This window comes from Limnohabitans lacus (assembly GCF_030053395.1).
Lineage (GTDB): Bacteria > Pseudomonadota > Gammaproteobacteria > Burkholderiales > Burkholderiaceae_C > Limnohabitans_A > Limnohabitans_A lacus.
Genome location: NZ_JASGBH010000009.1, coordinates 82,528 through 109,351 on the forward strand (window position 1 = coordinate 82,528; position 26,824 = coordinate 109,351).

General features: G+C 57.9%; 27 protein-coding genes and 1 tRNA gene. 10 read left to right on the forward strand and 18 right to left on the reverse strand.

Translation table 11 applies throughout. The features are described 5' to 3' along the window. Window positions 1-102 precede the first annotated feature (102 nt). Window positions 103-1,302 carry an efflux RND transporter periplasmic adaptor subunit gene (locus QLQ16_RS12540; protein WP_283224998.1) on the reverse strand — a complete coding sequence of 400 codons (1,200 nt, stop codon included), beginning with the start codon at window positions 1,300-1,302 and terminating at the stop codon, window positions 103-105. 214 nt (window positions 1,303-1,516) lie between these two features. Then, window positions 1,517-1,894, reverse strand: a complete 378-nt coding sequence (locus QLQ16_RS12545; protein ID WP_283225094.1) for a hypothetical protein — start codon at window positions 1,892-1,894, stop codon at window positions 1,517-1,519. A 30-nt stretch (window positions 1,895-1,924) separates the two neighbouring features. Between QLQ16_RS12545 and QLQ16_RS12550 the strand changes: the two genes are divergently transcribed. The 5 genes from QLQ16_RS12550 (at window position 1,925) to QLQ16_RS12570 (ending at window position 8,409) form a co-directional block, all read left to right on the forward strand. Then, window positions 1,925-3,484: a S8 family peptidase gene (locus tag QLQ16_RS12550; protein WP_348534220.1), complete on the forward strand. Its 1,560-nt coding sequence runs from the start codon at window positions 1,925-1,927 to the stop codon at window positions 3,482-3,484. A 78-nt stretch (window positions 3,485-3,562) separates the two neighbouring features. After that, a complete protein-coding gene (flhA, locus tag QLQ16_RS12555; protein WP_283224999.1) occupies window positions 3,563-5,650 on the forward strand; it encodes a flagellar biosynthesis protein FlhA in 2,088 nt (695 codons plus the stop codon). 14 nt (window positions 5,651-5,664) lie between these two features. Continuing rightward, on the forward strand, window positions 5,665-6,963 hold the full coding sequence (gene flhF / locus QLQ16_RS12560; protein WP_283225000.1) for a flagellar biosynthesis GTPase FlhF: 1,299 nt from the start codon (window positions 5,665-5,667) through the stop codon (window positions 6,961-6,963). Then, window positions 6,963-7,718, forward strand: a complete 756-nt coding sequence (locus QLQ16_RS12565) for a hypothetical protein (RefSeq protein ID WP_283225001.1) — start codon at window positions 6,963-6,965, stop codon at window positions 7,716-7,718. Before flhF ends, QLQ16_RS12565 begins: the two co-directional genes overlap by 1 nt. Before the next feature lies 1 nt (window position 7,719). After that, complete coding sequence (locus QLQ16_RS12570) at window positions 7,720-8,409, forward strand: FliA/WhiG family RNA polymerase sigma factor (RefSeq protein ID WP_283225002.1); 690 nt, start codon at window positions 7,720-7,722, stop codon at window positions 8,407-8,409. Between the two features lie 7 nt (window positions 8,410-8,416). Here the strand turns inward: QLQ16_RS12570 and QLQ16_RS12575 are convergent, their stop codons facing one another. Genes QLQ16_RS12575 through QLQ16_RS12595 form a run of 5 tightly spaced genes read right to left on the reverse strand, consistent with a single transcriptional unit; the run spans window position 8,417 to window position 12,456 of the window. After that, window positions 8,417-8,806 (reverse strand): hypothetical protein, encoded by a 390-nt coding sequence (locus tag QLQ16_RS12575; protein WP_283225003.1) that lies wholly within the window; start codon window positions 8,804-8,806, stop codon window positions 8,417-8,419. A gap of 12 nt (window positions 8,807-8,818) precedes the next feature. Further along, window positions 8,819-9,133 (reverse strand): flagellar biosynthesis anti-sigma factor FlgM, encoded by a 315-nt coding sequence (flgM, locus tag QLQ16_RS12580; protein WP_283225004.1) that lies wholly within the window; start codon window positions 9,131-9,133, stop codon window positions 8,819-8,821. Window positions 9,134-9,141: 8 nt separating this feature from the next. Beyond that, a complete protein-coding gene (gene flgA, locus QLQ16_RS12585; RefSeq protein ID WP_283225005.1) occupies window positions 9,142-9,831 on the reverse strand; it encodes a flagellar basal body P-ring formation chaperone FlgA in 690 nt (229 codons plus the stop codon). Further along, entirely contained in the window at window positions 9,828-11,045 is a 1,218-nt protein-coding gene (locus tag QLQ16_RS12590) for a hypothetical protein (protein ID WP_283225006.1), read from the reverse strand. The genes flgA and QLQ16_RS12590 overlap by 4 nt, the downstream gene beginning before the upstream one ends. Then, a complete protein-coding gene (locus QLQ16_RS12595; protein ID WP_283225007.1) occupies window positions 11,026-12,456 on the reverse strand; it encodes a hypothetical protein in 1,431 nt (476 codons plus the stop codon). Before QLQ16_RS12595 ends, QLQ16_RS12590 begins: the two co-directional genes overlap by 20 nt. A gap of 208 nt (window positions 12,457-12,664) precedes the next feature. Between QLQ16_RS12595 and QLQ16_RS12600 the strand changes: the two genes are divergently transcribed. After that, window positions 12,665-12,991, forward strand: coding sequence for a hypothetical protein (locus QLQ16_RS12600; protein ID WP_283225008.1), 327 nt, complete (start codon window positions 12,665-12,667; stop codon window positions 12,989-12,991). 204 nt (window positions 12,992-13,195) lie between these two features. Here the strand turns inward: QLQ16_RS12600 and hemC are convergent, their stop codons facing one another. Genes hemC through QLQ16_RS12620 form a run of 4 tightly spaced genes read right to left on the reverse strand, consistent with a single transcriptional unit; the run spans window position 13,196 to window position 17,319 of the window. Beyond that, on the reverse strand, window positions 13,196-14,125 hold the full coding sequence (hemC, locus tag QLQ16_RS12605; RefSeq protein ID WP_283225009.1) for a hydroxymethylbilane synthase: 930 nt from the start codon (window positions 14,123-14,125) through the stop codon (window positions 13,196-13,198). A 6-nt stretch (window positions 14,126-14,131) separates the two neighbouring features. Then, window positions 14,132-15,142 carry a porphobilinogen synthase gene (gene hemB, locus QLQ16_RS12610; RefSeq protein WP_283225010.1) on the reverse strand — a complete coding sequence of 337 codons (1,011 nt, stop codon included), beginning with the start codon at window positions 15,140-15,142 and terminating at the stop codon, window positions 14,132-14,134. A gap of 36 nt (window positions 15,143-15,178) precedes the next feature. Beyond that, window positions 15,179-16,087: an oxygen-dependent coproporphyrinogen oxidase gene (gene hemF / locus QLQ16_RS12615; protein WP_283225011.1), complete on the reverse strand. Its 909-nt coding sequence runs from the start codon at window positions 16,085-16,087 to the stop codon at window positions 15,179-15,181. Between the two features lie 38 nt (window positions 16,088-16,125). Beyond that, window positions 16,126-17,319 carry a DUF3422 family protein gene (locus QLQ16_RS12620; RefSeq protein WP_348534219.1) on the reverse strand — a complete coding sequence of 398 codons (1,194 nt, stop codon included), beginning with the start codon at window positions 17,317-17,319 and terminating at the stop codon, window positions 16,126-16,128. On the opposite strand from QLQ16_RS12620, the gene QLQ16_RS12625 reads away from it, so the two are divergent. Continuing rightward, complete coding sequence (locus tag QLQ16_RS12625; RefSeq protein ID WP_283225013.1) at window positions 17,310-17,627, forward strand: DUF1153 domain-containing protein; 318 nt, start codon at window positions 17,310-17,312, stop codon at window positions 17,625-17,627. The genes QLQ16_RS12620 and QLQ16_RS12625 overlap by 10 nt on opposite strands. Further along, on the forward strand, window positions 17,624-18,445 hold the full coding sequence (locus QLQ16_RS12630; RefSeq protein WP_283225014.1) for an IS3 family transposase: 822 nt from the start codon (window positions 17,624-17,626) through the stop codon (window positions 18,443-18,445). Before QLQ16_RS12625 ends, QLQ16_RS12630 begins: the two co-directional genes overlap by 4 nt. 131 nt (window positions 18,446-18,576) lie before the next feature. Here QLQ16_RS12630 and metK read toward each other — a convergent pair whose 3' ends face one another. The 7 genes from metK to QLQ16_RS12665 form a co-directional block, all read right to left on the reverse strand. Continuing rightward, the gene (gene metK, locus QLQ16_RS12635) at window positions 18,577-19,758 is read right to left on the reverse strand and encodes a methionine adenosyltransferase (protein ID WP_283225015.1); all 1,182 of its coding nucleotides are present in this window, start codon (window positions 19,756-19,758) and stop codon (window positions 18,577-18,579) included. Between the two features lie 202 nt (window positions 19,759-19,960). After that, window positions 19,961-20,587: a 50S ribosomal protein L25/general stress protein Ctc gene (locus QLQ16_RS12640; RefSeq protein WP_283225016.1), complete on the reverse strand. Its 627-nt coding sequence runs from the start codon at window positions 20,585-20,587 to the stop codon at window positions 19,961-19,963. Between the two features lie 100 nt (window positions 20,588-20,687). Next, window positions 20,688-21,665 carry a ribose-phosphate pyrophosphokinase gene (locus QLQ16_RS12645; protein WP_431310417.1) on the reverse strand — a complete coding sequence of 326 codons (978 nt, stop codon included), beginning with the start codon at window positions 21,663-21,665 and terminating at the stop codon, window positions 20,688-20,690. Window positions 21,666-21,707: 42 nt separating this feature from the next. Then, a tRNA-Gln gene (locus tag QLQ16_RS12650) sits at window positions 21,708-21,784 on the reverse strand. Window positions 21,785-21,811: 27 nt separating this feature from the next. Further along, entirely contained in the window at window positions 21,812-22,663 is an 852-nt protein-coding gene (ispE, locus tag QLQ16_RS12655; protein WP_283225018.1) for a 4-(cytidine 5'-diphospho)-2-C-methyl-D-erythritol kinase, read from the reverse strand. A gap of 28 nt (window positions 22,664-22,691) precedes the next feature. Continuing rightward, window positions 22,692-23,162, reverse strand: a complete 471-nt coding sequence (locus QLQ16_RS12660) for a lipoprotein insertase outer membrane protein LolB (RefSeq protein WP_283225019.1) — start codon at window positions 23,160-23,162, stop codon at window positions 22,692-22,694. Further along, complete coding sequence (locus tag QLQ16_RS12665) at window positions 23,159-24,895, reverse strand: tetratricopeptide repeat protein (protein WP_283225020.1); 1,737 nt, start codon at window positions 24,893-24,895, stop codon at window positions 23,159-23,161. The genes QLQ16_RS12660 and QLQ16_RS12665 overlap by 4 nt, the downstream gene beginning before the upstream one ends. A 77-nt stretch (window positions 24,896-24,972) precedes the next feature. Here QLQ16_RS12665 and mutM point away from each other — a divergent pair, with 77 nt between their 5' ends. Together mutM and mutY are read left to right on the forward strand one after the other, a co-directional pair. Next, window positions 24,973-25,788: a bifunctional DNA-formamidopyrimidine glycosylase/DNA-(apurinic or apyrimidinic site) lyase gene (gene mutM / locus QLQ16_RS12670; protein ID WP_283225021.1), complete on the forward strand. Its 816-nt coding sequence runs from the start codon at window positions 24,973-24,975 to the stop codon at window positions 25,786-25,788. Further along, window positions 25,773-26,807, forward strand: a complete 1,035-nt coding sequence (gene mutY / locus QLQ16_RS12675) for an A/G-specific adenine glycosylase (RefSeq protein WP_283225022.1) — start codon at window positions 25,773-25,775, stop codon at window positions 26,805-26,807. Before mutM ends, mutY begins: the two co-directional genes overlap by 16 nt. The last annotated feature ends 17 nt before the right edge of the window (window positions 26,808-26,824 follow it).

The following is a 26,824-nucleotide window of genomic DNA, read 5'->3' on the forward strand; positions in this document are numbered from 1 at the left end:
GGTGGACTCGGGTTCAATTGATCAATTGGGCCACCATTTGCAAGGGCTCGGAAATTCTCCGAGCCCTTTTCATCGCTCAAACTCTGAGTTTGGAAGAGGGTTTTAAAACCCAATTTCTCTGACCAAAACCATGAGCATTTGCCTCGCATACCGGGCGATGGGGCTTTGCCAATTGGCATGAATAATCAGCTGGCCACGCCATGTCAGCTGTTTAAGCTCATCTGGCATCTGCAGCACTTCCAGCGTGACGCGATATACCGCGCGCTCTGGTATCAGTTGGCCGCTCCTCTCTCGTGTCATGACATGTCCGCCCAGCAAACTTGCCAACTCTCGGCGGGGCAGAACGCGTGCGGCATCTTTGTCCACAGATATCACCTTGAGATCCACGATCGGAGACGTCGGTCCATCGGTCAAAAATTTCGCTGATTGGCCAACTCGTACACGGGCCACATCGTCTTCGTCTAACCAGGTTTCTACTCGCCAAGGACTGGATTGGTGAACCAGCAATGCCAAATTGTCCTTTTTCCCTATCCATTGGCCCACTGTCAGGTCAGGATCAGCCAACAGAAATTGACCGCCAAAAGGAGCTGCAGGAGCATATTGGTGTTGCTCTGCTTGCACGCCTTGCAGCTCTGCTTGGGTCGCCAGGGCGGTTTGTTCAGACACCATCCAGCGTTTGCGTAAATCATCATTAAAGGCCGAGGTCTCGGCCAGATAACGCTGTTGATCCAGTCTCAGTTTCAAGGTTTTTGCACGGCTGGCCAGCTCTGGAACGTAAAGCTGCATCAAAGTCTGTCCAGCTGGAACCCAATCGCCATGCTTGAATGGCATGGCTTCAATCCGCGCGCCTGCTGGCACATAAATCGGCCACGATTCTTGTGGTTTGAGGACCGCACTCACGCTGATGCGGCTTGGCAAAGGCAGCAGCAAAATGATGCACAGCAGTGCGGACCAGACTGCTGCTCGTCGGCTCCGTGAACGTAAAACGATGCGAGGCCACAAGGTGCGCCAAACAGCCAACTCCGACGCAAGTGGCTTGGCCACAAACCAAAGAATCTCTACAAAGAATAAAAAGATTCCCACCAATTTGACAAAGAAGTGATAGACCAGAATTGCAATGCCCAAAAACAACACAAGCCGGTACAACCAGGTCGCCCAGGCAAATGCGATGATCAAGATGGCTCTGGAGCGAGACCAATGTTCGGGTGGTTCATCACCCAAGTCAAACAGCCATTCGCGCAACTTCCAGCGAGCCAGCGCAAAACTTCGTGCATGAAGATTCGGCAAATCCAAGGCGTCCATGAGGATATCAGATCACTGCGCAGCTGGATGTCAAACTGGCATGCGGCCAATGAATTTCTGGTGTATCAAATTAGCAATCGTGCACCGTGCGCTTGCACGGTTCAAGCACCAGGTCATCTTTCTCTTGATAGCAGGTGTGCTCAGCGCATGCTCCGGCGGCAACTCCTCATCGGATGCAACGGGCTCAATGATGACCGGTGTCGGCGCTCAAATTTCAGAGTTGATTGGTCGCGCTCAAGACAACGAAACTGGCACCGTTTCTGTCCTGATTGATCTGGATACGGCCAACAACATCTCTGTCGCTTCTACACCAGACACGCAAGCACAATTTCTCAATCGCTTGGGTGCTGCCGTCCTCTCGGCGGGCTGCTCTCCCATCAGTGCCAGAGCACAGTCTGTCCGGGTGCCAACCAGTGCCGCTGTGGTGGGTGTTGTACTCAACGCGTGTGAGCTGGCTGCGCTGCGCACGCTGCCAGAGATCGAATCCATTGTGGAAGAAGTGACGTTGAGCCACCAACTCAGCGCCATCGATCAAGCGGTGATCGACTCCTACAACGGCGTTGAAGCTTGGCCTGCCCAGATCGGTGGGCAAGCGGTCAATTTTTCAGGCGCTAACCGTTTGGTGGCTGTGCTGGACACCGGCACAGAAGCCAATCATTCGGCTTTGAATGGCCGCGTAGTGCAAGGCACCTGTTTTTCAACACGTCTGGCTCCTGCACCTTCGGTCAATCAGATGGGGTTCTGTCCCAACCAACAAGCGCAAGATTTGCTCAGTGCCAATGCGGGGCAACCGTGCACACAAGTGCTCCCAGCAGGAAGCTCGGCAGCCAACGTTGGCGCTTGCGGTCATGGCACTGCGATGGCAGGTGCTGCGGCCATGGGCAGTGTGCTCAACCAAACAGAAGGAGGCATAGCCAAAAGTGCCAGCATCTTGCCTGTTCAAGTGTTTCGATTGGTCAATGGTGGCGTGACGGCTGGTGGGACAGACATTTTGATGGCACTCGATTGGGTGGCTGCACAAGCGGAGCTGCGCCGACAAAACAATCTCCCTCCGATCGTCGCTGTGAACATGAGTCTGGGCGGCGGCTCTTATGCGCAATCTTGTGACAATGCGCCCGGAATGCGACCTTTTGTGAATGTCATGAATCGACTCAAAAATGCCCAGGTCCTCACCATGGTCGCGACCGGCAACGAAGGCCTCAGGGGATCGATTGCATTTCCAGCATGCATCAGCACTGCTGTCAAAGTTGGGGCTTCCACTTTGGGTGCCCAAGGTGTAGCGGCTTTTTCCAATGTGAGCAATTTGGTGGATATTTTTGCCATCGGCGGTCCCTACAATCTGCCGATTCCCGGACAGTCGTGGAATGCCAGTTTGCGAGGCACGTCGCCAGCCACCGCATTGGTTTCAGGTGCAGTCGCAGCGTTGAGCACAGCTGCGCCCAATGCCAGCGCGACACAAATTCAACAAGCCCTGACCACTGGCTCCAATCTCACCGTCACAGGCTTTGATGTGACCAAGCCAGGTTTGCACATCACTTCAGCGGCGCGAACGCTCTTGAATTTGCCACCAGAGCCACCCATCGATCCCGTCGTCCCGCCAACACCGTCCCCCCCCGCACCTGCGCCCATCACCACGTCCACGGGTCAAGTCTGCTTTCAACGCGGTTCAGATTTAGGTGCCCGAACCGACTGCTATGTGACGGGTGTGACCCTGTCGATCTTCAGTGCCTATTACTCCGCCATCACCACCAACAGTGTGGGCATTGCCACAGTTTGTCCAAAGTCGACACTGAGTAACCTCAACACCAATCCCGCAACAACGCCATGCATCAGCGTGATGCCCAATCAAATCCGTGCATGGGGTGATCTGTTCATGACCTTGTTTGCGTCTTACCGAGTGCAGACGCTTCACAGCAACGAGGCTGTTTGTTTGTCCGCCGACGCAACACGCCAGGGAAATCAACTTTGTTTAGGCGCCTCGGGCAGCTTGAGCCATGTCGCCACACAGTTTCCAGGCACTGCAGAACACCTGTTTTTGCCCAGCCCGCAATATGCTGCGATTGCTTACGCACAAAACAACCTCACAGGCACCAGTCGCCCACTGACCACTTCGCAAAGGGTTTGCGGGCTCCTTTTCAGTGCCCTCAGCTACCGTTACGGCCATCCCCTGCAAAGCGTTTAGCCTTTTATGTTGGGAAATGTCGCTTTTCGTCGTTTCAAGTTCAATAAATTGCTAATATCAAGAAAATTGAACTTATAGATGAACTCTTTCTTGTCCAGACTCGGGGGGCTGCGCTTGCCCACGGCCCAGGCCGCTGTGCCGGTGATGGTGCTGCTCATCTTGGTGATGATGCTGGTGCCTTTGCCCGCCTTGTTGCTGGATTTGTTGTTCACCTTGAACATTGGCATGGCGATCATGGTGCTGATCGCGGCGCTGAACATCAAGAATTTCAAGGACTTTGTGTCCTTTCCCACCCTGTTGCTGGTCACCACGCTGATGCGGTTGTCGCTCAACGTGGCCTCCACGCGCATTGTGTTGCTGGAAGGACATTCGGGCACCGATGCGGCAGGCAAGGTCATTGAGGCGTTTGGCAAATTCCTGATCGGCGGCAACTTCACTGTGGGGGTGGTGATTTTCATTGTGATCACCATCATCAACTTTGTGGTGATCACCAAGGGTTCGGGTCGGGTGGCCGAGGTGTCGGCGCGCTTTGCCCTGGATTCGATGCCCGGCAAGCAAATGGCGATCGACGCTGACCTGAACGCTGGCCTGATCAAGCAGGAAGAGGCCAAACAACGCCGCGCCGAAGTGGCTCAGGAAGCCGACTTCTTTGGCTCCATGGACGGCGCCTCCAAATTTGTGCGCGGCGATGCGATCGCCGGCATCATGATTTTGTTGATCAATCTGATCGGTGGTCTGGTGACCGGCGTGATCGCGCACAACCTGAGTTTCAGCAAGGCGCTCACGGTCTATGGCACGCTGACCATTGGTGACGGCTTGGTGGCCCAGGTCCCGGCGCTGATCATTTCGACGGCGGCTGGCATTTTGGTCACCCGCGTGGCCACCGAAGACGATTTCTCAGAGCAGTTGTCCAAGCAACTGAGCAACAACCAGAGCGCTTTGTTGGTGGCCGGTGGTGTCCTGGGCTTGCTGGGCTTGTTACCGGGCATGCCGCACCTGACTTTCTTGGCTTTTGGTCTGCTGTTCGGAGGGCTGGCCTATTTGATCCGACGCAAAGCCCTCAGATCAGCCAATCAATCTGCTGTGCAGACGCAAACCGAAGCCACCCGCCAGGAATTGGGTTGGGCCGATGTGCCCGTGGTGGAGCCCTTGTGTCTGGAGTTGCCTTACCGCTTGATCCCCCTGGTGGACAAGGGCGAAGACAGTGACCTCATCAAGCGCATCCGGGCCATTCGCCGTAAGTTCATCAGCGATGTCGGTTTTCTCACACCGTCGGTTCACATCCGCGACAACTTGCAGCTGCCTGCGGAGACCTACCGTTTCATGGTCTATGGCGGCGAGGTCGGCCGTGGTCAGTGCCTGCCCGATCGCTTGCTGGCCATCGCCCCCGAGGGTGTGGAGCCCATGCCAGGCTTGCAGGTGCGTGACCCATCTTTTGGCATGCCCGCCACCTGGATTGAGCGCGGCGCGCGCGAAGTGGCCATCAGCCGTGGTCACACGGTGGTCGAGCCAGCAGTGGTGATGGCCACGCACCTGGACACCTTGATCCACCGCCATGCGCATGAATTGTTGGGACGCCAGGAAACGCAGGAACTGCTTGACCACTTCAAGGGGAGCTTTCCCAAGCTGGTGGAAGAGGTGGTGCCCAAGGTGGTCACGCTGGGCCTTTTGCAGCGCTTGTTGCAGTTGCTTTTGGAAGAAGGTATTCCGGTCAAAGATTTGCGCACCATCCTTGAGGTGGCGGCAGAGCATGCCCCCAAGAGTGCTGAGCCCTTGGACATTTTGCCCATGGTGCGCCAGGCATTGCGCCGCACCATCGTGCAGCAAGCCTTGGGTGAAAGTGCTCAGGCCCGTGTCTTGGGTGTTCAGCCCGAGTTTGAACGTTTGATCGAGCAAGCCATTGGTGCGGCGCCTGTGGCCCCAGATGGCGTGATCGAGCCTTCACTGATGCGCTTGCTGGTGCAAGAGATCTCAACCCATGTCGATGCCATGGAGGCCAAGAATTTGCCGCCCGTCATTGTGTGCAACCCGCGCACCCGTCTGACGTTTGCGCGCATTGTCAAAAAAATACGCAGCCAGGCCCATGTGCTGGCCCTGACCGAATTGCCGCTGGACACGCAGCTGAGTTTCGAGCATTTTTTGTGCTCTCAAGCCAGTCCGGCATAAATGTGGAGTGAGATATGGGCCCCCAGAAATTCATTGCAGCCAACACCACCGAAGCGCTCAAGCTGGTGCGCCAGCAAGTGGGGGGCGATGCGATGGTGCTGTCCACCCGGGACACCGCACAAGGTGTGGAAATTGTGGCCATTTCCCCGGAGGCGCTGAGCAAATTGTCTCAGCGACAAGATGACAACGTCTCCGCTGCCGCAGCCAAGCCGGTGCTGTCTGCGGTATCGCCCGCAGCGCCCGGTGCATGGCCCGCGCCCGACAGTCAAGCCCCGGGTTTTGATCTGGAGCCGGCGAACACAGCCCCTCGCACAAAAGCGCAACCCAGTACGGCAGACATGCAGGTTGAGCAATTGCTGGCTGAGTTTTCACAGGTCAAGCAACTGTTGCAAACGCATTTGTCCGCCCGTGCATGGGACGATCTGCAGGCACAGTCAAGTGAGAAGGCCGAGGCCTTGAGAGTGTTGCTCAATGCAGGGTTTTCTCCTCAGCTGTGCGCAGAACTGGCGGATGGCCTGATGGCTCAGCCAGCAACGCCCGATACGCGGTTGGTCGATCGCTTGCAAACCTTGCTGGAGCCCAAGATCCAAACGCTGGAGCCTCTGTCGGTCTTTGATCCCGGTGGTATTTTTGCTTTCATCGGTCCAACGGGCGTTGGTAAAACCACGGCCATTGCCAAAATTGCAGCGCGCTGCGTGCTGCGTTATGGGCGAGATCAATTGGCTTTGCTGACCACCGACACGTTCCGAATCGGCGCTCAAGAGCAGCTGAAGGTTTACGCCAAGATCATTGGCGTGCCCGTGGTGTCGCTGCGTGACAGCGATGATTTGGCAGCCAAGCTCAGCAGCATGGGTGATCGCCGTGTCATCTTGTTGGATACCGCAGGCGTGAGCCAGCGTGACATCCAGATGCTCGAGCAATCACAGTTGTTGCATGAAGGTGCGCCTGCACTCAAGCGCATTTTGGTGATGAGCAGCACAACCGATCTGCGCACCCAGGAAGATGTGATCTTGATGCATCAACAAGCGGCGCAAAACGAGCAAACCCGCGCCTTGATCGCGGCCATCATTACCAAGACCGATGAGGCCGCACAAATTGGTCCAGTGCTCGATTGCCTGATTCGCCACCAATTGCCCTTGATGTTTCTGGCCAACGGACAACGCGTTCCTGAGGACTTGAGTCAAGCCAACACGGCTTATCTGTGCCACCGTGCGCTGCATCCCCGCGTGCTGTCCAACCGCATGGAAATTCCAGATGAGCACATTCCGCTTCTGATGGCCGATCAACTCAACGACTGGGTGAAAACTTCGTGATGGATACGGCGCAAACACTGGATGGCAAAGACCAAGCCACGGGGCTGAGACATTTATTTGGTCATGCAGCTGCGCCAGTCCATGTGCTGCATTGCCCGGCACGGCCTGCCCTGAGCCTGCCTCTGGCACAAGGGCTGGGCAAGGATCTGGCCGAGCGAGGGCATACCGTGATGTGGGTCGATGAGATCGGCTTGACGGACAGAGAGTCTTGGCCCTTGCCTTGCAAAGTGAAGTTTGATTTGTCCAAAAGTCTGCAAAACCATGTGGCACTCGACCAAGGGGTGACGCCTTTGTCATCTGCGCTGTGGTACGGATTGTCTTTGCACACTGCGCGCATTGCACACCCAACGCCTGTTCTGGCCGAGCGTCTGTTGAGCAGCGGCATACGTTTCGACTCCGTGATCGTCTCGGGTGGCGCTGACCAAACGCAGAGCTTGCCTCACTATGCTTCAACACTGCATTACACCGTGATCACCGAATGTGATGCACCGGCTTTGCAACAGACCATGGGCTGGATGCAATTGGCGCAAGCCCAATGCCCTGCGGCTTCCTGGAGTGTGGTGCTGGTGGGCTCTAAAACGCGCTTGGCCAATGGGACTAAATGGATCGAGCAAACCGCCAGCGCTCATTTGGACAAAGCCGTGAAATTGTTGGGGTCAGTGGACGCGAAGTTGATGTCTGCGCCGCTGTCCAGTGCTTGGACCAGCACGCCAGACCTGACCGATTTGCTGATGCACCACTTGTTGATCGGCTGAGATGCCTCCGAAGTACCAGCAAGACCTTGGTGAACAGCTCAAGCAGTACCAACCCCTGGTGCGCAAAATTGCTGGACACATCGGCTCGCGTCTGCCGGCCAATGTCATGTTGGATGACTTGATTCAAGAAGGCATGACAGGCCTGCTGGATGCTTTGCAACGCTACAAACCACAGCCAAACCAGAGCTTTGAGGCTTATGCAAGCATGCGCATCCGAGGTGCCATTTACGATGCCTGCCGCAAAGAAGACATCTTGCCGCGCAACCAACGCGACCGTCTCGATGAGTTGGAAAAGATCACACAGCGACTTGAGCAGCAGTTGGGGCGGCTACCTTCCGAGCAAGAAATTGCTGCCGCTGCAGGCATGGGCATGAACGACTATTTCCAGGTGATCGACACGTTGGTGAATGTTTTGCCCATTGACGATGTGCCTGAGAATTTGCTGCCCTCAGACCCGTTTGCCGACCCACTCGAGAAAGTGGCAGGCCATGAATTTCTCGGGCAACTGGTGGAAGTGCTGAAAAATTTACCTGAAAAACAACGCTTGATGATGGCTTTGCATTACCAAGAAGACTTGTCCTACAGGGAAATCGCCGTTGTGATGGACCTGACGCCGGGTCGCATCAGTCAAATGCACACGCAAGCGATGATCTCGATACGTGCCTTGTTGGGCGTGGATAAATTGATTTGAGCCGCGTTCAGAACTTGCCGAGCAACTGGCCGCCACCCAGGAAAGACACCCCGCCCTCACTGGAGTAGGTCGCCGCAGCAGAAGACTGGGCTGCGTAGGCTTGCAAAGCTGCATTGCGCTGCAAGGCCAATCGGATCAACTCACCGTTGAGCAAATGATCCTGCCTGGCCTGCTCCAGTTGATCATTGAGTTGTTTTTGCTGGTCTGCCGGAAAAGTGGCTATCAGCTGACGCAAGCCCGCCACACCACCAGGATGCTTGTCCAAGGCCTGCAAGGCCATTTGTGTGTTGAGTATGGCCGCTTCAAGGCCAGGTAATTCGTGTTTTTCAAGTGTGCTGCGCAACTGAGCGACAGCTTGTGCAACTTGCTCCACCAGGTCGTAGGCAACAGCACTCATGAACAGCCAGATTCAGCGGTGGCCAGCACGGACGGCCGCTACGGCATTGCCCAGAAGGTTGTTGGCCACTTTTTGGTAATCGATCTCGAAGGTGCCCTGCGCAATGCGCTCGCGGATCTCCTGCACCAAAGCCATGTCCGGCGTGTCGGCTGCCACTGCCAAAGGCAATGCTTGGGTGGACTTGGCTGCTTCGCTCAGGCCGATGCGGGCCGCAGGTTCGGACTTGCCGCTGTCGGCGGGTTTCGAAGGTGCAGCAGACGAGCCGCCGCTCAGGCTTGGTGCCTGCGCTTGACCCAATCCTCGAACATCGTTGATTTTGAGAACCATGTTTGACCTTATTCCAGCACAACCTCTACCGACCCAGACGAAACCGCTGTGCCTTGCAGAATTTTTCCTTCTGCTGTACGAACCCGAACTGTACCACCAGCAGATGCATCAGCCAAAGCCTGACCTGTGGCACTGACGGCAAATCCACGCCCAAGCAATGTCACTCGAACCTGATCGCCTGACTTGATTACGGTCATTGATCGGAAATCGTTTAATCGCAATGGATTTCCGGCCTGTTGAGGGCGAATCAACTCCATGCCCTTGAGCTGTTCGGGATCATCCATGGCCGACTCACCCAATTTGGCCAAATCACCATTCGCCCACTGCCAATCTCCGGGCATCAGCGCTTGGCCTGCCCGCAAGGGCTGAGCTGCAATCAAAAAACGCCCCTTGACGGCCACATAAATACTCACCGGACGCGTCCAAGGTCGTCCAGCTTCGCAACGCAAACTCAAAAAAACCTGTCCCCAGGCACGCTCACGGCCTTGCAAAGTCACTCGAGGCGCATGTTCGCAAATCGGAAAATCCACCCTGGGATCGGCCCATTCCACCGTGAAAGTCCGGCCTTCTAGAGAGGGGTGGGCAGACAAAAATCGCTGAACCGAATCGCGCGTCTGGGGCGTCCATCCTGCTTGGGATGGCAAAGTCAGGCAGCTCAACAAGGCCACCAACACACGAACAAGGTCCAAGGATTTCATTGAGGGGTTACACAAAAATAAGTCTCGCCAGCCCCATCCAGGGCCACGCCGGACAGCCATTCTGGCCGATCGATGCCCTGCGGCAGTTCAAAAAGGTTCATGTTTTCTGCAGGCAAAACGCGGTCAACCTGCAAAGATTTGCTGTCTAAACCTGAGCGCAGGATGAGGCTGCCTGCGGCACCCGCCTCGTTTGTGTCTGCCTGAAACTGTAGGAACTGCGCCCCACCAACGGCATAACGCTGTCCTTTGAGGATGAAGGGGATCACCCGCATGCGCGTGAGGCTACTTGGGAAAACCAGTCGATAACCCTGATCGATGCGCTTGATCTGGCCGCAGACCACGCGAAGGCAACGCCCGATTTGCTGGTATTCCTCGTCAGACAGGCTGAGGCCCAGCCATTCGACATAGATGATCAAACTGCGCGATTGTGCTTGTATCTGTGTGGCTCGCAAACTCAGGGCGCGCAGTGGCTCGAGACGGTCCAGTACAACTGCGTCCAGCCAAACATCGGCGACGGCCGAACTCGCCTGAGAGAACAATCGTGACAAGGGCTGTTGTCCCACACGCAAAGACCAGTCCTGGAGTTCGCTCAGAAGTGCATCCATTTGACGGACAGTTCGTTCGTCATCACGTTGGTTGACGATGCGCGCGTTTTGGATGAGGTTCAGGCCGTGCATGCGCAGAGCACGAAAGCCTGGATCGGCCTCAGTGACGACAGAAGCGCTTGGCACATCATCTGAGGCTGGCGCTGGCCAGATGGCAGCCGAGGCCACGGGTTCCGGATCGGGGGCGGGTAATGGCGCCGAAGACGCCTTGGGCACCACGGCTTCAAAATTATTCAATGGCACGGCATCACGTGACACCAAGACTTGAAGCTTGGACGACCAGGGGCCCCAGGTCTCAACTTGTGCATCCGACTCGGGCACATGACCGAGCTGAATGTCTTTGACCGCTTGGGCGATCAGGGGGATCAAGTCTTGCGCCACATCCAGCACACTGGGTTGCCCCAATGTCATTTGTCGCCCGACGTCATCGACCAAACCAGCAGCAGCATCCAAGCCCATCGTGGACAAGGCGCTCGACAAGTCACGAGAATGCAAAGCACCTTGCGACATGCCAGCAGTGCCGCGCTGCAAACTGTGGACCAAGCCATCCAAACTGCGCTCGGCATCGGCGGCGACCAAAGACAAATGGTCAAACTGGGGTATTGCCACGCAACCTCCCTTGTTCATCTCTGGTGGGAGAGAACTCAAAACGTCGGCCTTCTGGAACGTCTTCCACCGCCACTTGCAGGCGCCCTGACAAGTCGTGGAGTTGTATGGCCGTGCGTTTGGTCGCATTTTTCAAAGCATCGACTTGGCGAATGGCGACGTCCATCGCCTCATCGCTGTCCATGGCGACATGGTGACTCAAACTCTCTTTAAGTAATTCGATCGATCGCCCCAGGTCGCGTGCTGAATTTGAAATGGTATCGATAGCCTCGGTCGTGAAAGCCAAGTCGTACACCAAATTTTCACGTGTCGTTCCACTGCAAAACTGAAGGTGAATGTTGAGCAGCTTTTCTCGCAGCAGCGTCAGTTCACTGTCCAGATCTCGTTGCATGCGCGCGGCATGGGCCCAGGCATCATCTTGCAATGAGTGCTCTGCTGGAACAGATTGCCATGATTGACGAAGCTGGCGCAGTTGTTCCTGGACAAGGGAAAAGTCGGCTGACAAGGTTTCGATTTTTGTTGCAGCAGTCGACAGTGGTGCATCTACACCACGAACGGCGTTTTCCAGTTGCTGTGTCAAGTTCAGCCATCGATCCGACAGTGATCGCAGGTTTTTGTGACGAGCCCAAAGGCCGCCAACTTGCAACACAAGCGCCAGCAGCAAAAGAGCCACGCTGATGCGTATGCCATCGGCCGTACCTCCGGGATAAGCCAGCCGCTTCCAAGTCCATGGGGCTTCTTCAGGAAGGGCGATGGGCAGGGGAGGGAGCTTTTCCAGCGAGGCGCGTGCGCGCTCAAGAGCCAACCAGGTTTGCGTCCATGAGCCGTCAGCACGGCTGATGTGTTGCGACAGCTCGCTTTTGTCCAAGGACGACAGCAAGTCTTGCGCAATTTTGCCGCGGCCCGTGTCATCTTCAAGTTTCGCTTCAACTGCCAACGCGGCGACTTGGCTGTTGAGTTGGCGCCAAGCAGGCTTGCCTTTGGCCAGCAAACCCCAAGTCATCTTGGGTGCCGACAAATCGGGCGTGGTCGCCTGCGCCCATTCCAATGATGTCAAATAAAACCCGCGTGTCGCAGACAACTCTGGGAACCGTAAAGGATTAACGCTGCCCCTTGGTTTGTAAAGGCCAATGACCGCTTCGCGCAGATTCAAAACGCCAAGCAGGGATTCTTTGGCACTGACCAAAATTTTCAACTCATCCACAATCAAATTGGCACGGCCTGGCCACGCTTGAGGATCGCGGGATTGGGGATCCACACGCAGGCCATTGGCAGAGGTGCGGGCAAACTGTTCCAGCGGCGAACTCAGTTCCGACAAGCGTTCAAACAGGTCGGCATTGAGTTCTTGTTCATTGCCAAGGAGCCTGACCAATTGACCTGCCGCCGCGACTGCTGGGGCATGGTCTTGAACCATTTTTTCCTGCGAAGCGTCTGGTTGGGGCAAACCAAACACCACACCCACCCAAACACTGCACATGAACAAAATGGCCGCCAGTGCGCTCAACAAGGAAAGCGCAGACCATACGCTCAAGCGGCCACGTCGCTGAAGTTCATCGCTGAGTTTTCGGGCTTCAAGCATGGACCCAGCCTTGAGGCCTTACCAGCGACCAATCACGTCCTGAATGCATCACGCGATCGGCCATCGCTTCGGCCCAAAAAGGGCCCACGACTTGGTGGACCCGACACCCAATGGGCGACGCCCCCTGCGACAGCAGTGTCACGACCCAACGGCGCTCTTCATCGGTGTCTGCTTGCTTGGCCTGAGTTGTCAGGTCAAAACATGCTGCGAAAGACCTGACAAAAACCGCAGCTCCTGCATGAATTTCGATATCGAGGAGTTTTTTTTCTGCCAGCTGTTCGGCATGTTCTGCCCTGAAAACAGCGCCAATGCTGGACAGAGGCAAGGCATAGCGGCCACCCTGCCACTCAACACCTATCCATTGAATTGACGCTCCCCGTGATGGGGGGGCAGCATGAACGCCAGAAGCCAAAGTTGTCTCCATATGCAAGGCATTCTAATGCGCAGCAGCGCAAGGCCAAGGACTTCTTCACAGCCCCCTTGTCAGTTGCCTGAACACCTGGATGGGGCAATCCGGCTCAGGGGGCCATGAAACTGGGCCAGCTGACAGGGGAAGTTCAAATTCGGCACCCCGTCAATGAGCCAGCGCGCCTTGGCTGATCAATTGTTGCGCCACACGCTTGCCCAAGTCGGTGGCTTGCGACAGGGCATCGGGCGCTGAAGTGTCCAAAGTGCACTGTGCTCGCGCATGGATCAGGGGCGTGTTTTTCAGCTGCGGGTCGCCCCACGTTGCGTGGATGGACAGTTGACCCGATGCCAGTGTGGCGTGCGCTGCCAAGGGCATGGAGCAACTGCCGCCCATGGTTCGGCTGACGCCTCGTTCGGCGTACACCTGCACGGCAGTGGGCAGGTGGTTCAAGCTGGACAAAATGCGATGCAGGTCCTGGCGGTCAGCGCATATTTCGATGCCGATGGCGCCTTGGCCAGCGGCGGGGGTCATGGTGTCCAAAGCAAAAGCATGCCGAATGCGGTCCTTCAAACCCAGTCTTTTGAGGCCCGCACTGGCCAGCACGATGCCGGCGTACTGTCCTTCATCGAGCTTGCGCAAGCGCGTGTCCAGGTTGCCGCGCAAGGGCTCGATTTTCAGGTCTGGCCGCAGCGCTTGCAGCAGCACCGTTCGCCGCAAGCTGGAGGTGCCCACCACGGCACCTTCGGGCAAATGCGCCAGGCTCTCAAAGTGGGGCGATACCCAGGCATCCCGTGGATCTTCTCTTTCGAGAATGCAGGCCAATTGATAGCCCTCGGGCAAGTCCATGGGCACATCTTTGAGCGAATGCACCGCAATGTGCGCAGAACCATCGGCCAAGGCCACTTCCAGTTCCTTGATGAACAAACCTTTACCGCCCACTTTGCTCAAGGGTTGGTCCAGGATTTGATCGCCTTGCGTCGTCATGCCCAGCAAAGAGACGGTGTGCCCCTGCATCTCCAGCAAGTGCTTGACATGGTTGGCCTGCCACAGGGCCAGTCGACTCTCGCGGGTGGCAATGATCAGATGGGACGTCATGGGATTTCAGGCGTGAACTTTGGAGGCCAACAAATGCTGGGCTGCATCGATCGCAAAATAGGTCAGGATGCCATCGGCGCCGGCGCGTTTGAAGGCCAGCAGACTTTCCATCATCACCGCGTCGTGGTCGAGCCAGCCGTTTTGGGCCGCGGCTTTGAGCATGGCGTATTCGCCTGAGACTTGGTAGGCGAAGGTCGGCACCTTGAACTCGTCTTTCACGCGGCGAACAATGTCCAGATAAGGCATGCCGGGCTTGACCATCACCATGTCGGCGCCTTCGGCAATGTCCAAGGCCACTTCGCGCAAAGCTTCATCCGAATTGCCGGGGTCCATTTGGTAGGTTTTTTTATCGCTCTTGCCCAGATTGGCGGCCGAGCCCACGGCATCGCGGAAGGGGCCGTAAAACGCGCTGGCGTATTTGGCGCTGTAGGCCATGATGCGGGTGTGGATGTGTCCTTGAGCTTCCAGAGCTTGGCGAATGGCCCCAATGCGGCCATCCATCATGTCGCTGGGGGCAATGATGTCGACCCCTGCTGCTGCATGCGTGAGCGCTTGTCGCTGGAGGATTTCCACCGTCTTGTCATTGAGGATGTAACCGTTCTCGTCCAGCAGGCCATCTTGGCCATGGCTGGTGTACGGGTCCAGTGCCACATCGGTCATGATGCCCAGTGAGGGAAAGTGTTGCTTGAGGGTGGCCACCACCTGGGGGATTAGCCCTTGGGGGTTGGTCGCTTCGATGCCGTCGGGCGTCTTGAGGTGGCCGCTGATCACGGGAAACAGCGCCATGACGGGAATGCCCAAGTTCACACACTCTTGCGCAACCTGCAGCAGCAAATCCAGGCTGAGGCGCTCGACACCCGGCATGGAAGCCACCGGCTCCCTTCGGTGGGTGCCTTCCAGCACAAAAACGGGATAGATCAAATCGTTCACGCTCAAGGCGTGCTCGCGAACCAAGCGTCGGCTGAATGCATCGCGGCGCAGACGTCGTGGTCGGCTCAGTGGAAAGGGTGTGGTCATGGTCAATGGTTGTGGTGTTGGAGGGATCGGGCAGGCTCAAAGCCAATCGCGCCGAACGATGAAGTCCTGCATCAATCGGTGCTCCGGCGTGCCGGGTTCTGAGGGGGGCTGGTAGGACCAGCTGGCCAAAGGCGGCATGGACAACAAGATGGATTCCGTGCGCCCGCCTGACTGCAAGCCAAAATGGGTGCCACGGTCCCAAACCAAGTTGAATTCGACATAGCGACCGCGCCGGTACAGCTGATGGGCTCTTTCGCGCTCGCCGTATGGGGTGTTCATTCTTTTTTCAACGATCGGGACATAAGCGCCTAAAAAAGCATCGCCCACGCTTTGCAACACGGCAAAACTTTTCTCTCTGCCCAGCTCGGAGAAGTCGTCGAAGAAGATGCCACCAATGCCGCGTTGCTCGTTGCGGTGCTTCAGGTAGAAATAGTCATCGCACCAGGTTTTGAACCGCGGGTGCAGGTGCTCACCATGCGGCGCCAGCGCCTCGCGGCAGCTTTGGTGGAAATGAACGGCATCCTCTTCAAAGCCGTAATAGGGGGTCAAGTCCATGCCGCCACCAAACCATGCCACGGTCTCGCCGTCGGCGGTTCGGGCCGACAACATGCGCACATTCAGGTGCACGGTCGGGGCATAAGGGTTGCGCGGATGAAACACCAGCGAGACGCCCATGGCTTCAAAAGGCGCGCCCGACAGTTCAGGCCTGTCGTGGGTGGCCGATGGCGGCAGGCGGGGGCCTGTGACGTGCGAAAACCCGCAGCCTGCGCGTTCAAACACTTGGCCGTTTTCGAGAATCTTGGTGATGCCCTGGCCTTGCAAGACGTCGGTGGCTGGCTTTTCCCAAGGGTCGGTGTGAAAGCGCTGGCCGTCCAGGTCTTCAATCGCTTGTGTGATGCGGTGTTGCAATCCCAAAAGGTAGTGCTTGACGTCACCTGTATCCATGAATCACCTTGTGGTTGGAGGGGTGCGCTGAATTTGCTTCAGACGCTTTGCAAGCTGCGGTGGATTTTTTGCACCATCCGCCAGCAGACGAACAGCACGATGGGGGTGCTGAAACCTGCCAACATTTCGGGCGACACATTCACCCCAGAAGCCTGCAAGGCTTTGCCCAGGTACAGGGTCAAGCTGACCACGTAATAGGAAATCGCCGCGATCGACAGGCCTTCCACGGTGGTTTGCAGTCGCAGCTGTGTGGCCTGCCCCTTGGTGAGTTTTTCCAGCAGTTCCTGGTTGTGGTTTTCGCTGGCGATGTCGACGCGGGTACGCAAGAGGTCGCTGGCCCGTGCGATGCGCTCGGCCAGTGCAGACAGGCGCAAGGAGGTGGCATTCACGGTGGTCATGGCAGGCGCCAATCGGCGTTGCATGAATTCGCCCACCGTCTGGATGCCCGACAAAGGTTGCTCGCGCATTTCGGCGATGCGCTGCTGCACGATCGCATCGTAGGCCCGCGCCGCAGAAAAGCGGAAACTGTTTTCTGCCGTGGTGCTTTCGACTTCTGCGGCCAGGGCCGTCAAATCGTCGAGCAGCAATTCGTCCTTGTCCATTTTCTTTTCAAGGCGGTCGTTGATTTCAACCAGCCTCAATTCGCTTTGTGTCAGCTGGCTCGCCAAAGTTTTCGCCAAGGGCAGGCTGAGCAAAGACATGATCCGATAGGTTTCCAGCTCCAGCAGTCTTTGTGCAATGCGCCCTGATCGGTTCTCGGAGGTGTCGGGTGCAGCGAGCACCAAGATGCGCTCAAACCCATCGGCCCCAATGCGCAGATGGGTCATCAAATGCGAATGCGACTGGCTGCCTGATGCGCGGCCCATCTTGGAGCCAATCACGGTGCCTTCGCCCAGCCATTGCCGCGCTTTGGCAAAGGCATCGGGGTCCTCCATGCCCTCGTTGAGCATGGTCAGGTGGATGGCGGTGATGGTTTGGCCCGGGATGTTGCGCAGCCACTCGGTGCCGGTGGCCACGTAGGGCGTGAGCTCAGGCAAGCTGCTGCCCCATTGGGCATGAGGAGGCAGAGACTGAAAGATGGAATAGCGGGTGAATTCCGTGTGCCGCTCCCAAATCACTTTGTAGCCGGGGCACTGGATTTGCAAAAAATTGCCTTGCGTCGCTTCGGGCTGTATTGACCCAGTGAAAAACTGCTCAGGTGTTATCTTTGAAGGAAACACAAATGAGCACACTGATGGAAGACGACATCAAACGCTGGACAGCCAAGCGCAAAGCAGCCTTGGTCATGGAAATCATTCTAGGCAAAACGACAGTGGCAGAGGCCAGCCGATCGTTTGACTTGCCTCCCTCGGAGATCGAAGAGTGGGTGGACGATGCCAAGAAGGGTATGGAGAACGCCCTGCGCGCCAAGCCTTTGGATATCAAGGAGCAGTACGAGCGCCAGCTGGCTGACTTGCAATCAGCCTATGGCGAAGCGATGTTGGAGTTACGCGCCAGAAAAAAGCTGGCTTCCCTGCTGGGCAACGAGGACGAGAAATGATCCTGGGCCTTCAGCAGGGATTGAAGGAAGACGGCATCGAGGTCGGCTTGGTCAAACTTTGCCAGTGGTTTGGAGTGGCCCGGCGCACGGTGTTTTACCGCCAGACCCAAGGGCAACCCAAGCTGCAGGAGCAGTTTGTCAAGCCCATCAAGGCCATGATTGAAGAGAACCCGTCGTTTGGTTACCGCACGGTGGCGCATCTGCTCGACTTCAACAAGAACACGGTGCAGCGGGTGTTTCAGCTCATGGGCTGGCAAGTGCGCAAGCGCCCGGTGGGCTTCAGGCCACGCATCCAAGCGCTGCCGTCAGTGGCCAAAGCACCGAACGAGCGCTGGGCAACCGATCTGTGCAGAGTTTGGGCCGGCAAGGATGGTTGGTCTCATCTGGCGCTGGTCATCGACTGCCACACGCGTGAACTGCTGGGCTGGCACCCGAGCCGCAGCGGCCGTTCCAAAACGGCAGAGGCTGCGCTGGAGCAGGCATTGATCACTCGCGACGGGTGCCTGGGCCGAGTCACCAAGCCGTTTTTGCTGCGCTCGGACAATGGGCTGGTATTCACCAGCCGGAGCTACACAGCCCTGCTCAAAAGCTATGGGCTGGAACAGGAGTTCATCACGCCCTACAGCCTGGAGCAAAACGGGATGGTCGAGCGGGTGATCAGGACGCTCAAGGAGCAGTGCGCACACCGCCACCGCTTTGAGAGTCTGCAACACGCCAGTCGGGTCCTTGGTGACTGGATTGGCTTTTACAACCACCAGCGCCCTCATCAGGCGCTGGGTATGAAAACGCCTGCTGAGGCTTATGCTTTAGCAACCTGACCTGTGCAGTTTCCGATGGGTCAATACAGTTTCCGATGGGTCAATACACGATCGCATTGAAGGCCAGCAAAGGCACATGAAAAAGCCGCGCACCTTGCGGTGGGCGGCTCCTTCAAGATGGGCGATGTGGCTTACAGGCCAGCCGCCGCACGCAGCGCAGCAGACTTGTCGGTGCGCTCCCAAGTGAAGTCGGGCTCGTCGCGGCCAAAGTGGCCGTAGGCGGCGGTCTTGCTGTAGATGGGGCGCAGCAGGTCCAGCATCTGGATGATGCCTTTGGGGCGCAGGTCGAAGTGTTCGGCTACGAGAGCTGACAGTTTTTCATCCGAGATCACGCCCGTGCCGGCGGTGTTGACGGTGATGTTCATGGGGCGGGCCACGCCAATGGCGTAAGCCACCTGCACTTGGCACTGCGTGGCCAAGCCTGCGGCCACGATGTTCTTGGCCACGTAGCGTGCGGCATAGGCGGCTGAGCGGTCCACTTTCGATGGGTCTTTGCCGCTGAACGCGCCACCACCGTGAGGGCAAGCGCCGCCGTAGGTGTCCACGATGATCTTGCGGCCCGTCAGGCCGCAGTCGCCTTGGGGGCCGCCAATCACAAAGCGGCCTGTCGGGTTGATCAGGTACTTGGTGTCTTGCAGCCACTCTTTGGGCAACACGGGCTTGATGATTTCTTCGATGATGGCTTCGGTGAAGCTGGCCTTCATCTTGGTCGATGTTTCAGACTGATCGGGGCTGTGCTGGGTGGACAGCACCACGGTGTCGATGCTGTGGGGCTTGCCGTCCACATAGCGCATGGTCACTTGGCTCTTGGCGTCAGGACGCAAGAAGGGCAGGCGGCCATCTTTGCGAAGCTGGGCTTGGCGCTCGACCAAGCGGTGGGCGTAATAGATGGGGGCAGGCATCAGCTCGGGGGTTTCGCTGCATGCGTAGCCGAACATCAGGCCTTGGTCGCCCGCGCCGATGTTGAGGTGGTCGTCAGACGCGTGGTCCACGCCTTGGGCAATGTCGTTGGACTGCTTGTCATAGCAGACCATGACGGCGCAGCCTTTGTAGTCTATGCCGTAGTCGGTGTTGTCGTAACCAATGCGCTTGATGGTGTCGCGCGCAACCTGAATGTAGTCCACATGCGCGTTGGTGGTGATCTCACCAGCGAGCACGACCAAGCCGGTGTTGGTCAGTGTTTCGGCGGCCACACGGCTGCGGGGGTCTTGCTCGAAGATGGCGTCCAGGATCGCATCAGAGATCTGGTCTGCGACTTTGTCGGGGTGACCTTCCGAGACGGACTCGGAGGTGAAGAGGAAATCGTTGGCCATGAAAAAAGCTCCTAAATTTTCAGAGGTTTATCGGCGTTGCCGACCCTGAAAACCCGGAGCCTGGCGAACGCTTTAGCAGGTTTTGTGAATCGCCCTGCAAGTAGTTCAGTTAACTCGGCGATGTGCGGATTATAGCGGCACAAAAAAGGCCCGCATGCGCGGGCCTTGAGGCAGCAGGGTTTTGAAACCCCAAGCGAGAAGATTACTTCTTGCCTTTTTTGCCCTTCGCGTCTTCAGCAGGAGCGGCAGCAGGAGCGGCCACCACTTCTTCCACCGGAGCGACCACGGACACCAGAACAGGGTTCTTCTTGCCATGGGTCACGGGCTTGCAGCCAGCAGGCAATGTGATGTCGTTCAGGTGCAGGGAGTTGCCCTTGGTCAGGCCTTTGAGGTCCACTGCGATGAATTCGGGCAAGTTGGCTGGCAGGCAAGCCACTTCGATTTCGGTCACGACGTGGTTGACCAAGCACTTGTCGGTCTTGACAGCTTCGGATTCTTCTTCACCGCTGAAGTGCAATGGCACTTTCATGTGCAAAGTGGTGTTGGCATCGACGCGTTGGAAGTCGATGTGTTGCACCAGTTGCTTGTAGGGGTGCATTTGGTAGTCACGCAGCAGCACTTGGCTGGCTTGACCATTCAATTCCATCTCGAGGATCGAAGCGTGGAAAGCTTCTTTCTTCAGGGCGTGCCACAAAGCGTTGTGGTCCAGCTCAATGAGTTGAGGGGCCGATGTGGAACCGTAAACGATGCCAGGTGTGCGGCCGGAATTGCGCAGACGGCGGCTCGCACCCGTACCCTGCTTGGAACGCTCAAAAGCGACGAATTTCATAACTATCTCCATCAAAGGGCTCACCGCGACCAGTGATGCCCTGACTCAAAAAAGCCTGCCTGTCCATTTGGACGGCAGGCCGCGTGTGGCCCGAAACGGATCAGATTTGATCCGAGAACAGGCTCATCACCGACTCTCCGTTGGCGATCCGGTGCATCGTTTCAGCGATGAGCGGGGCCACAGACAGTTGGCGAATTTTGCTGCAGGCGGCAGCTTGTGCCGTCAGCGGAATGGTGTTGGTCACGACGACTTCGTCCAGGGCGTCGCCCTTGGAGATGCGGTCGATCGCCGGGCCCGAGAAGATCGGGTGTGTGCAATAGGCGTAGACCTTTTTGGCACCGCGCTCTTTGAGCACTTCGGCGGCTTTGACCAAGGTGCCTGCGGTGTCGATCATGTCGTCCATGATCACGCAGTTGCGGCCTTCGATTTCGCCGATCACGTGCATGACTTCGCTCACGTTGGCCTTGGGGCGGCGCTTGTCGATGATGGCCAGGTCGCAACCGAGTTGCTTGGCCAGGGCACGGGCGCGCACCACGCCGCCGACGTCAGGCGACACAACGATCAGGTCTTCGTAGTTTTTCTGGCGCAGATCGCCCAGCAAAACAGGAGAGGCGTAAATGTTGTCGACCGGAATATCAAAGAAGCCTTGGATCTGGTCAGCGTGCAAGTCCATGGTCAGGACGCGGTCTACGCCGACGGCTTGCAACATGTTGGCCACCACCTTGGCCGTGATCGGCACACGCGAAGAGCGTGGACGGCGATCCTGGCGGGCATAGCCAAAGTAAGGGATGACGGCGCTGATGCGGCCAGCCGATGCGCGTTTGAGCGCGTCGACCATGATCAGCAGTTCCATCAGGTTTTCGTTGGTCGGGGCACAGGTGGACTGCACCACAAACACTTCACGTGCACGCACGTTTTGCTTGAGCTCGACGGTCACTTCACCATCAGAGAAACGGCCCACATCGGCAGCGCCCAATTGGGTGCCCAAGTGGTGCGCGATCTCGGCAGCCAAAACAGGGTTGGCATTGCCGGTGAACAGCATGAAGTCGTGGGTGTGAGAAGCAGGCTGCATGGGCATTCCAGCGATCAGAAAAATGGGGCCTGTACGAATGAACGTATTTGGCAGGGGAGAAAGGATTCGAACCTTTGCATGCCGGAATCAAAATCCGGTGCCTTAACCAACTTGGCGACTCCCCTACACAGGTGGACTGCTGAAACAGCGGCCTACCGATAATTGTCGCTGGGTGCCCAACCTACGAGAGGGTGAACATCCAAATTGCTGCATTTGCGCACTTGCCAGTGGTCTGGGACCGAAACCGGCGCTGAGCCTGGTGTGCAGTGGGCAAACACTGCGCTGCCAGAACCTGTCATTTTGCCGTTCAGTCCTGCGTCGCGGAGCACTTGGAGCGCTTGCTTCACGTCAGGGCAGAGGGTTTCTGCGACAGGTTGCAGATCATTGTGACCAAAGCCATATGTGTCTGCAGCGAAGACCGCTATTGTAGCAGGGTTTGTGGCACGTTGGAGCTGGGGTGAAGCAAAAATTTGCGCAGTTTCGATCCCGGCGCTCGGTTTGATGACCCAAAACTGGGCTGGCAAGAGATCGATGGGGGTGATTTGCTCGCCCACACCTTCGACCCAGGCATTGCGCCCACGCAGGAAAAAAGGCACATCGGCGCCCAGCTGCAGGCCCAGCTTTTCGAGGGTTGGCAAATCCAGATTCAAATCCCACAAGCGGTTAAGCGCCAGCAGGCAGGTGGCCGCATCGGAGGAGCCGCCGCCCATGCCTGCTTGGGCCGGGATGCGTTTTTCAATCGCGATGTGGGCGCCTGCTGTGCAGCCAGTGTGCTGTTGAAGCAAGCGTGCAGCGCGGGTGATCAGGTCATCGGCTGGCAGCGGCAACGTGAGGTCTTCGCGCGAGATCTGGCCGTTGGCACGTTTTTCAAAGTGCAGGGTGTCGCACCAGTCGATCAGCATGAACACCGATTGCAGCAGGTGGTAGCCGTCAGCGCGGCGACCGGTGATGTGCAAAAACAGGTTCAGTTTGGCAGGTGCCGGAACATCGTGCAGCGATTTCATGGGCTTGATTATCACCAGAGCCGATGGCCTATTGATCGAGCACGATGCGCAAGGTGGCCGCAGGCGAAGGCTGCAGGCGCTGCGCCGTCAGGCGTCCTTGGCCGTGGCCTGACAGGTCAGCTTGCCAGCCAGGTGCATCGGAGGGCTTGCCCAGCAACCAATCGAACAAAGCCGCCACGGGCAAGGCAGTGCCGCTGAGGCGTTCACTCAGCTGTGCCAAGCTGGCGCCTTGCAGGGTGCGGCCGCCTTGCTCGAGTTGAGCCGCGCGGGGTGTCCAACTGAGCTTGGCCAAGCTGGTGCCAATCGGGCTGAGCAACAACAATTCGCCTTGATCGGCGTTGCCTTGCAACTCGAAGTTGGCAAACCATTGTTGTGCGGGTTCGGACTGGACCTGCAGTGCCAAGCGACCCGACCAGAAGGCGGTGCTCGGTGGTGTACGGGGTGTGGCGCAGGCGATCAAACCCAGGGCGCACAGCAGCAGGGCAGCGCGGCGCATCATGGTTTGAAGTTCAGGCGCTTGAGGGTCTCGAGCAAGGTCTCGTTGTCGGCCTTGAGCAGCAGGCCTTCACGCCAAACGGTGCCAGCCTCTTGGGTTTTGCCCATGACCCAAAGCACCTCACCCAAGTGGGCAGCGATCTCGGCATCGGGTTTAGCTTTGTAGGCCGCTTTCAAAACTTTTTGAGCTTCCTCCAGCTGACCTTGCCGGAAAGCCACCCAGCCCAAGCTGTCCTGAATATAGGGGTCTTTGGGCGCGAGGGCCACGGCTTTTTCGATCAGGGTGCGTGCTTCTGCCAGACGCACATTGCGATCGGCCAGTGAATAGCCCAAGGCGTTGTAGGCCTGCGGGTCTTGGGGGCGAATTTTCATGACCTGCCGCAGCAGGCTTTCCATCTCGTCGTAGCGCTGGAGCTTGTCGGTCACCAAAGCCAACTCGGAGGCCAGGTCGGCATCGTCGGGGCTGGCTTTGAGTGCGTCTTTGAGCAAGGGGTAGGCATGGGACGATTGACGGTGCTCGCGCATCCACTGCGATTGGGCCAGCGTCTTGCGCTTGGCTTGTTCGGGCGTGTTGGTCTTGATTTGGGAGAGGACCAAGCGGGCTTCGTTCATGCGACCTTGCTGCGCGAGCAGGTCCGCTTGCCGGCTGGCCAGCTTGATCGGGTCGGCGCTGGGGGGCATTTGCGCCAGCCATTTTTGGGCTTGCTCCAGTTGGCCTTGGTTTTGCGCCATTTGTGACAGGGCCATCAAGGCTTCGGCTTGGCCCGCTTGGTTTTCAGGCTCGGTGTTTTTAGCATTGAGCTGCACGTAGTGACTCAGGTGCTGAAGCGCCTCGGGTGTTTGCCCCATGTCTTGCAATAAGAGACCTCGAATCAGCCAGCCTTCCAGAAAATCAGGGTGCTGCTGGTTGAGCGTCACCAGCTGCTGCAGCGCTTTGGCGTAAAGCTGTTGGGTGATGAGCGTGCGGGCATAGCCCAAGCGCAAATCGGGCAGGGCAGGGCCTTGCATGGCGTCTTCGAGCATGGCCAACAGGGCAGCGTTGCCACTGCCCATCAGGGTCAAGCCCAACACAATGTGTCCTGCAGACGCTTTGTTGGCGGCATGGGCTTTGAGGGCGGCCTGAATGGCCAAGTCTTCTTGGCCCGCATCGCGGCGCATGCGCCCGATGGTGGTCCAGGCGGTGGCGGCCGTGGAGGCTTGCCCGACGAATTTGGCCAAGGCCTTTTCCACCACATCGGCGGCGCGTTGCTTGTCTTGCAAAGGCGCAAACAAACGGGGCACCGAGGCGATCGCACCGATATGTTCTGCCGCGGGCAGGTCATTGAGCGACACGGCCAAGGCCTGGCCCGCTTCGTCAGCGCGGTTCAGGGCCAGAAGGATTTGCAAGATGAAGCGGTTGGGTTCGGTGGCTTGCGGCAGTTCACGCTTCCAACTTTGTGCGGCTTGCAATGCGGCTTCGCCTGACCGGGCTTGCAAGGCGATGTCGACCGCACGCTGAAACAGGGCTGGGTCGCGTGTTTTGCGCGCCGCGTCCAGCAAGATGGAAAAGCCCGCTCCTTGCGAGCCTTCGCGTACATTCAGCTCGCCCAACAGCACTTGGTAAAACAGCGACGCGTTGAGCGCTGAAGCAACTGGCTTGGACTTGGTTTCGGGCTTGGTCGCGTCAGGGGCTGTGGGTTGGGCCCAAGCACCAGCGATGCAAGTGGACAAGACGGCAAGTCGTAACCAGAATTTCATGAGGCCATCATAATCCAGCCACCTTGGTAAAACAGTGCACAAGTCGCATTTGGCCGTGGCCTGTGCAGGACAAATTCATGCCCGAACTCCCAGAAGTCGAAGTCACCCGCCGCAGCTTTGCAGACCGCATTCAGTCGGCCCGCATTCTGGACTTGCGCATGGGCAAACCCTTGCGCTGGCCCTTGGGTGTTGAGCCATCGGCTTTGCAGGGGCAGCGCATTTTGTCGGTGCGCAGGCGCGGCAAATACCTGTTGCTGGACCTCGATGAGGGCCTCTTGCTTTTGCATTTGGGCATGTCGGGCAGCTTGAACTTTGCAACCCAGCAAGCGCCAGCCGGACCGCACGACCACATGGACATGGTGACCGACCGCGGGGTTTTGCGCTTGCACGATCCCCGGCGCTTTGGGGCGGTGGTGTGGGCGCCCTCCGAAAACTCGGCCACTGCCCAAAAGCTTTTGGGGCACCTGGGCGTAGAGCCCTTGGAGGGCGGCTTCGATGTGGATGCCTTTGCATTGGCCCTCAAAAAACGCGCTTCGGCCATCAAACAGGTGCTGCTGGCGGGGGACATCGTGGTGGGGGTGGGCAACATTTACGCTTCCGAGGCTTTGTTCATGGCGGGCATCCGCCCGACCGTGAAAGCCTCACGCTTGTCCAAGCCGAGGGTGGCCCGGTTGCATGCGGCCATCGTGCAGGTGCTGGCCCGCGCGGTGCAGCAAGGGGGCAGCTCGCTCAAAGACTTTGTGAGCGCCGAAGGCAAAACGGGTTACTTTCAATTGGAAGCTGCGGTTTATGGTCGCACGGGCGCACCTTGCAGGGTCTGCAGCTCGCCCATCCGTTCAATGCTGCAAGGTCAGCGCACCACTTTTTATTGCCCCACATGCCAGAAACCATGACGACACTGCCCGCAGGATTTGCCCGCCACATGGTGGATTGGCAGAAGTTGCATGGCCGCCAGAGCCTGCCTTGGCAAAACACGCAAGACCCTTACCGCGTGTGGCTGTCCGAGATCATGCTGCAGCAAACGCAGGTCAGCACGGTGCTCGATTACTTCCCCCGATTTTTGAACCGTTTCCCGGATGTGGCGGCCTTGGCCGCGGCTGAGCAAGACGATGTGCTGGCGCTGTGGAGCGGTTTGGGTTATTACAGCCGCGCCCGCAACTTGCACCGCTGTGCGCAAGAGGTGGTGTCGCGGTTTGGCGGAGCGTTCCCCCCTCAAGCGCAAGATCTGCAAACCTTGCCGGGCATCGGGCGATCGACCGCAGCGGCCATTGCCGCGTTTTGCTTTCAAGAGCGGGCCGCCATTTTGGATGGCAACGTCAAGCGCGTGCTCACCCGTGTGCTGTGCTATGGCGAAGACTTGGCGGTGGCCAGAAATGAAAAGCGCTTGTGGGATTTGGCGCAAAACCTGTTGCCCGACCGTCCAGCCGATATGCCGCGCTACACGCAGGCGCTGATGGACCTGGGGGCCACAGTGTGTTTGCCGCGCAAAACGCAATGTGCATCGTGCCCAGTGGCGCAAATGTGTCAGGCCCAAGCGCAAGGCGAGCCCTTGGCCTACCCGGTCAAGACCCGCAAGCTCAAGCGCAGCAGCGCCACGCTCTGGCTCTTGTGGGCCGTCAATGCCAAGGGTCAAGTGTGGCTGCAAAAGCGCCCCCAAAAGGGCATCTGGGCCGGGTTGTTCAGCTTGCCCGTGTTCGATTCGGAAGACCAATTGCTGGCCGCTTGGCCGGAGGGGCGCGATGCGCAGTTCATCACCCCGTGGAAGCACGTGCTTACCCACCGCGATCTGCATTTGCACCCCGTGCGGCTGCAGGGCACAGCCCCCCCGGGATGTGATGGACAGTGGGTCGATGCCTCAGCCTGGCCCGAGTTGGGTCTGCCCGCGCCGATTCGGCAGTTGTTGCAGGCTTGACGGTCACTGGGTGAATA

What these genes read in the sequence shown, in the direction of transcription:
- hemB (WP_283225010.1), bottom strand. Translation starts at nt 15,142, where the DNA reads ATGACCACACCCTTTCCACTGAGCCGACCACGACGTCTGCGCCGCGAT.
- QLQ16_RS12570 (WP_283225002.1), top strand. Translation starts at nt 7,720, where the DNA reads ATGCCTCCGAAGTACCAGCAAGACCTTGGTGAACAGCTCAAGCAGTAC.
- QLQ16_RS12565 (WP_283225001.1), top strand. Translation starts at nt 6,963, where the DNA reads ATGGATACGGCGCAAACACTGGATGGCAAAGACCAAGCCACGGGGCTG.
- flhF (WP_283225000.1), top strand. Translation starts at nt 5,665, where the DNA reads ATGGGCCCCCAGAAATTCATTGCAGCCAACACCACCGAAGCGCTCAAG.
- QLQ16_RS12595 (WP_283225007.1), bottom strand. Translation starts at nt 12,456, where the DNA reads ATGGTTCAAGACCATGCCCCAGCAGTCGCGGCGGCAGGTCAATTGGTC.
- QLQ16_RS12630 (WP_283225014.1), top strand. Translation starts at nt 17,624, where the DNA reads ATGATCCTGGGCCTTCAGCAGGGATTGAAGGAAGACGGCATCGAGGTC.
- QLQ16_RS12665 (WP_283225020.1), bottom strand. Translation starts at nt 24,895, where the DNA reads ATGAAATTCTGGTTACGACTTGCCGTCTTGTCCACTTGCATCGCTGGT.
- metK (WP_283225015.1), bottom strand. Translation starts at nt 19,758, where the DNA reads ATGGCCAACGATTTCCTCTTCACCTCCGAGTCCGTCTCGGAAGGTCAC.
- flgM (WP_283225004.1), bottom strand. Translation starts at nt 9,133, where the DNA reads ATGGTTCTCAAAATCAACGATGTTCGAGGATTGGGTCAAGCGCAGGCA.
- flgA (WP_283225005.1), bottom strand. Translation starts at nt 9,831, where the DNA reads ATGAAATCCTTGGACCTTGTTCGTGTGTTGGTGGCCTTGTTGAGCTGC.
- mutM (WP_283225021.1), top strand. Translation starts at nt 24,973, where the DNA reads ATGCCCGAACTCCCAGAAGTCGAAGTCACCCGCCGCAGCTTTGCAGAC.
- QLQ16_RS12540 (WP_283224998.1), bottom strand. Translation starts at nt 1,302, where the DNA reads ATGGACGCCTTGGATTTGCCGAATCTTCATGCACGAAGTTTTGCGCTG.
- QLQ16_RS12645 (WP_431310417.1), bottom strand. Translation starts at nt 21,665, where the DNA reads ATGCCCATGCAGCCTGCTTCTCACACCCACGACTTCATGCTGTTCACC.
- hemF (WP_283225011.1), bottom strand. Translation starts at nt 16,087, where the DNA reads ATGGATACAGGTGACGTCAAGCACTACCTTTTGGGATTGCAACACCGC.
- QLQ16_RS12640 (WP_283225016.1), bottom strand. Translation starts at nt 20,587, where the DNA reads ATGAAATTCGTCGCTTTTGAGCGTTCCAAGCAGGGTACGGGTGCGAGC.
- QLQ16_RS12625 (WP_283225013.1), top strand. Translation starts at nt 17,310, where the DNA reads ATGAGCACACTGATGGAAGACGACATCAAACGCTGGACAGCCAAGCGC.
- QLQ16_RS12575 (WP_283225003.1), bottom strand. Translation starts at nt 8,806, where the DNA reads ATGAGTGCTGTTGCCTACGACCTGGTGGAGCAAGTTGCACAAGCTGTC.
- QLQ16_RS12600 (WP_283225008.1), top strand. Translation starts at nt 12,665, where the DNA reads ATGCATCACGCGATCGGCCATCGCTTCGGCCCAAAAAGGGCCCACGAC.
- QLQ16_RS12660 (WP_283225019.1), bottom strand. Translation starts at nt 23,162, where the DNA reads ATGATGCGCCGCGCTGCCCTGCTGCTGTGCGCCCTGGGTTTGATCGCC.
- ispE (WP_283225018.1), bottom strand. Translation starts at nt 22,663, where the DNA reads ATGAAATCGCTGCACGATGTTCCGGCACCTGCCAAACTGAACCTGTTT.
- mutY (WP_283225022.1), top strand. Translation starts at nt 25,773, where the DNA reads ATGCCAGAAACCATGACGACACTGCCCGCAGGATTTGCCCGCCACATG.
- flhA (WP_283224999.1), top strand. Translation starts at nt 3,563, where the DNA reads ATGAACTCTTTCTTGTCCAGACTCGGGGGGCTGCGCTTGCCCACGGCC.
- hemC (WP_283225009.1), bottom strand. Translation starts at nt 14,125, where the DNA reads ATGACGTCCCATCTGATCATTGCCACCCGCGAGAGTCGACTGGCCCTG.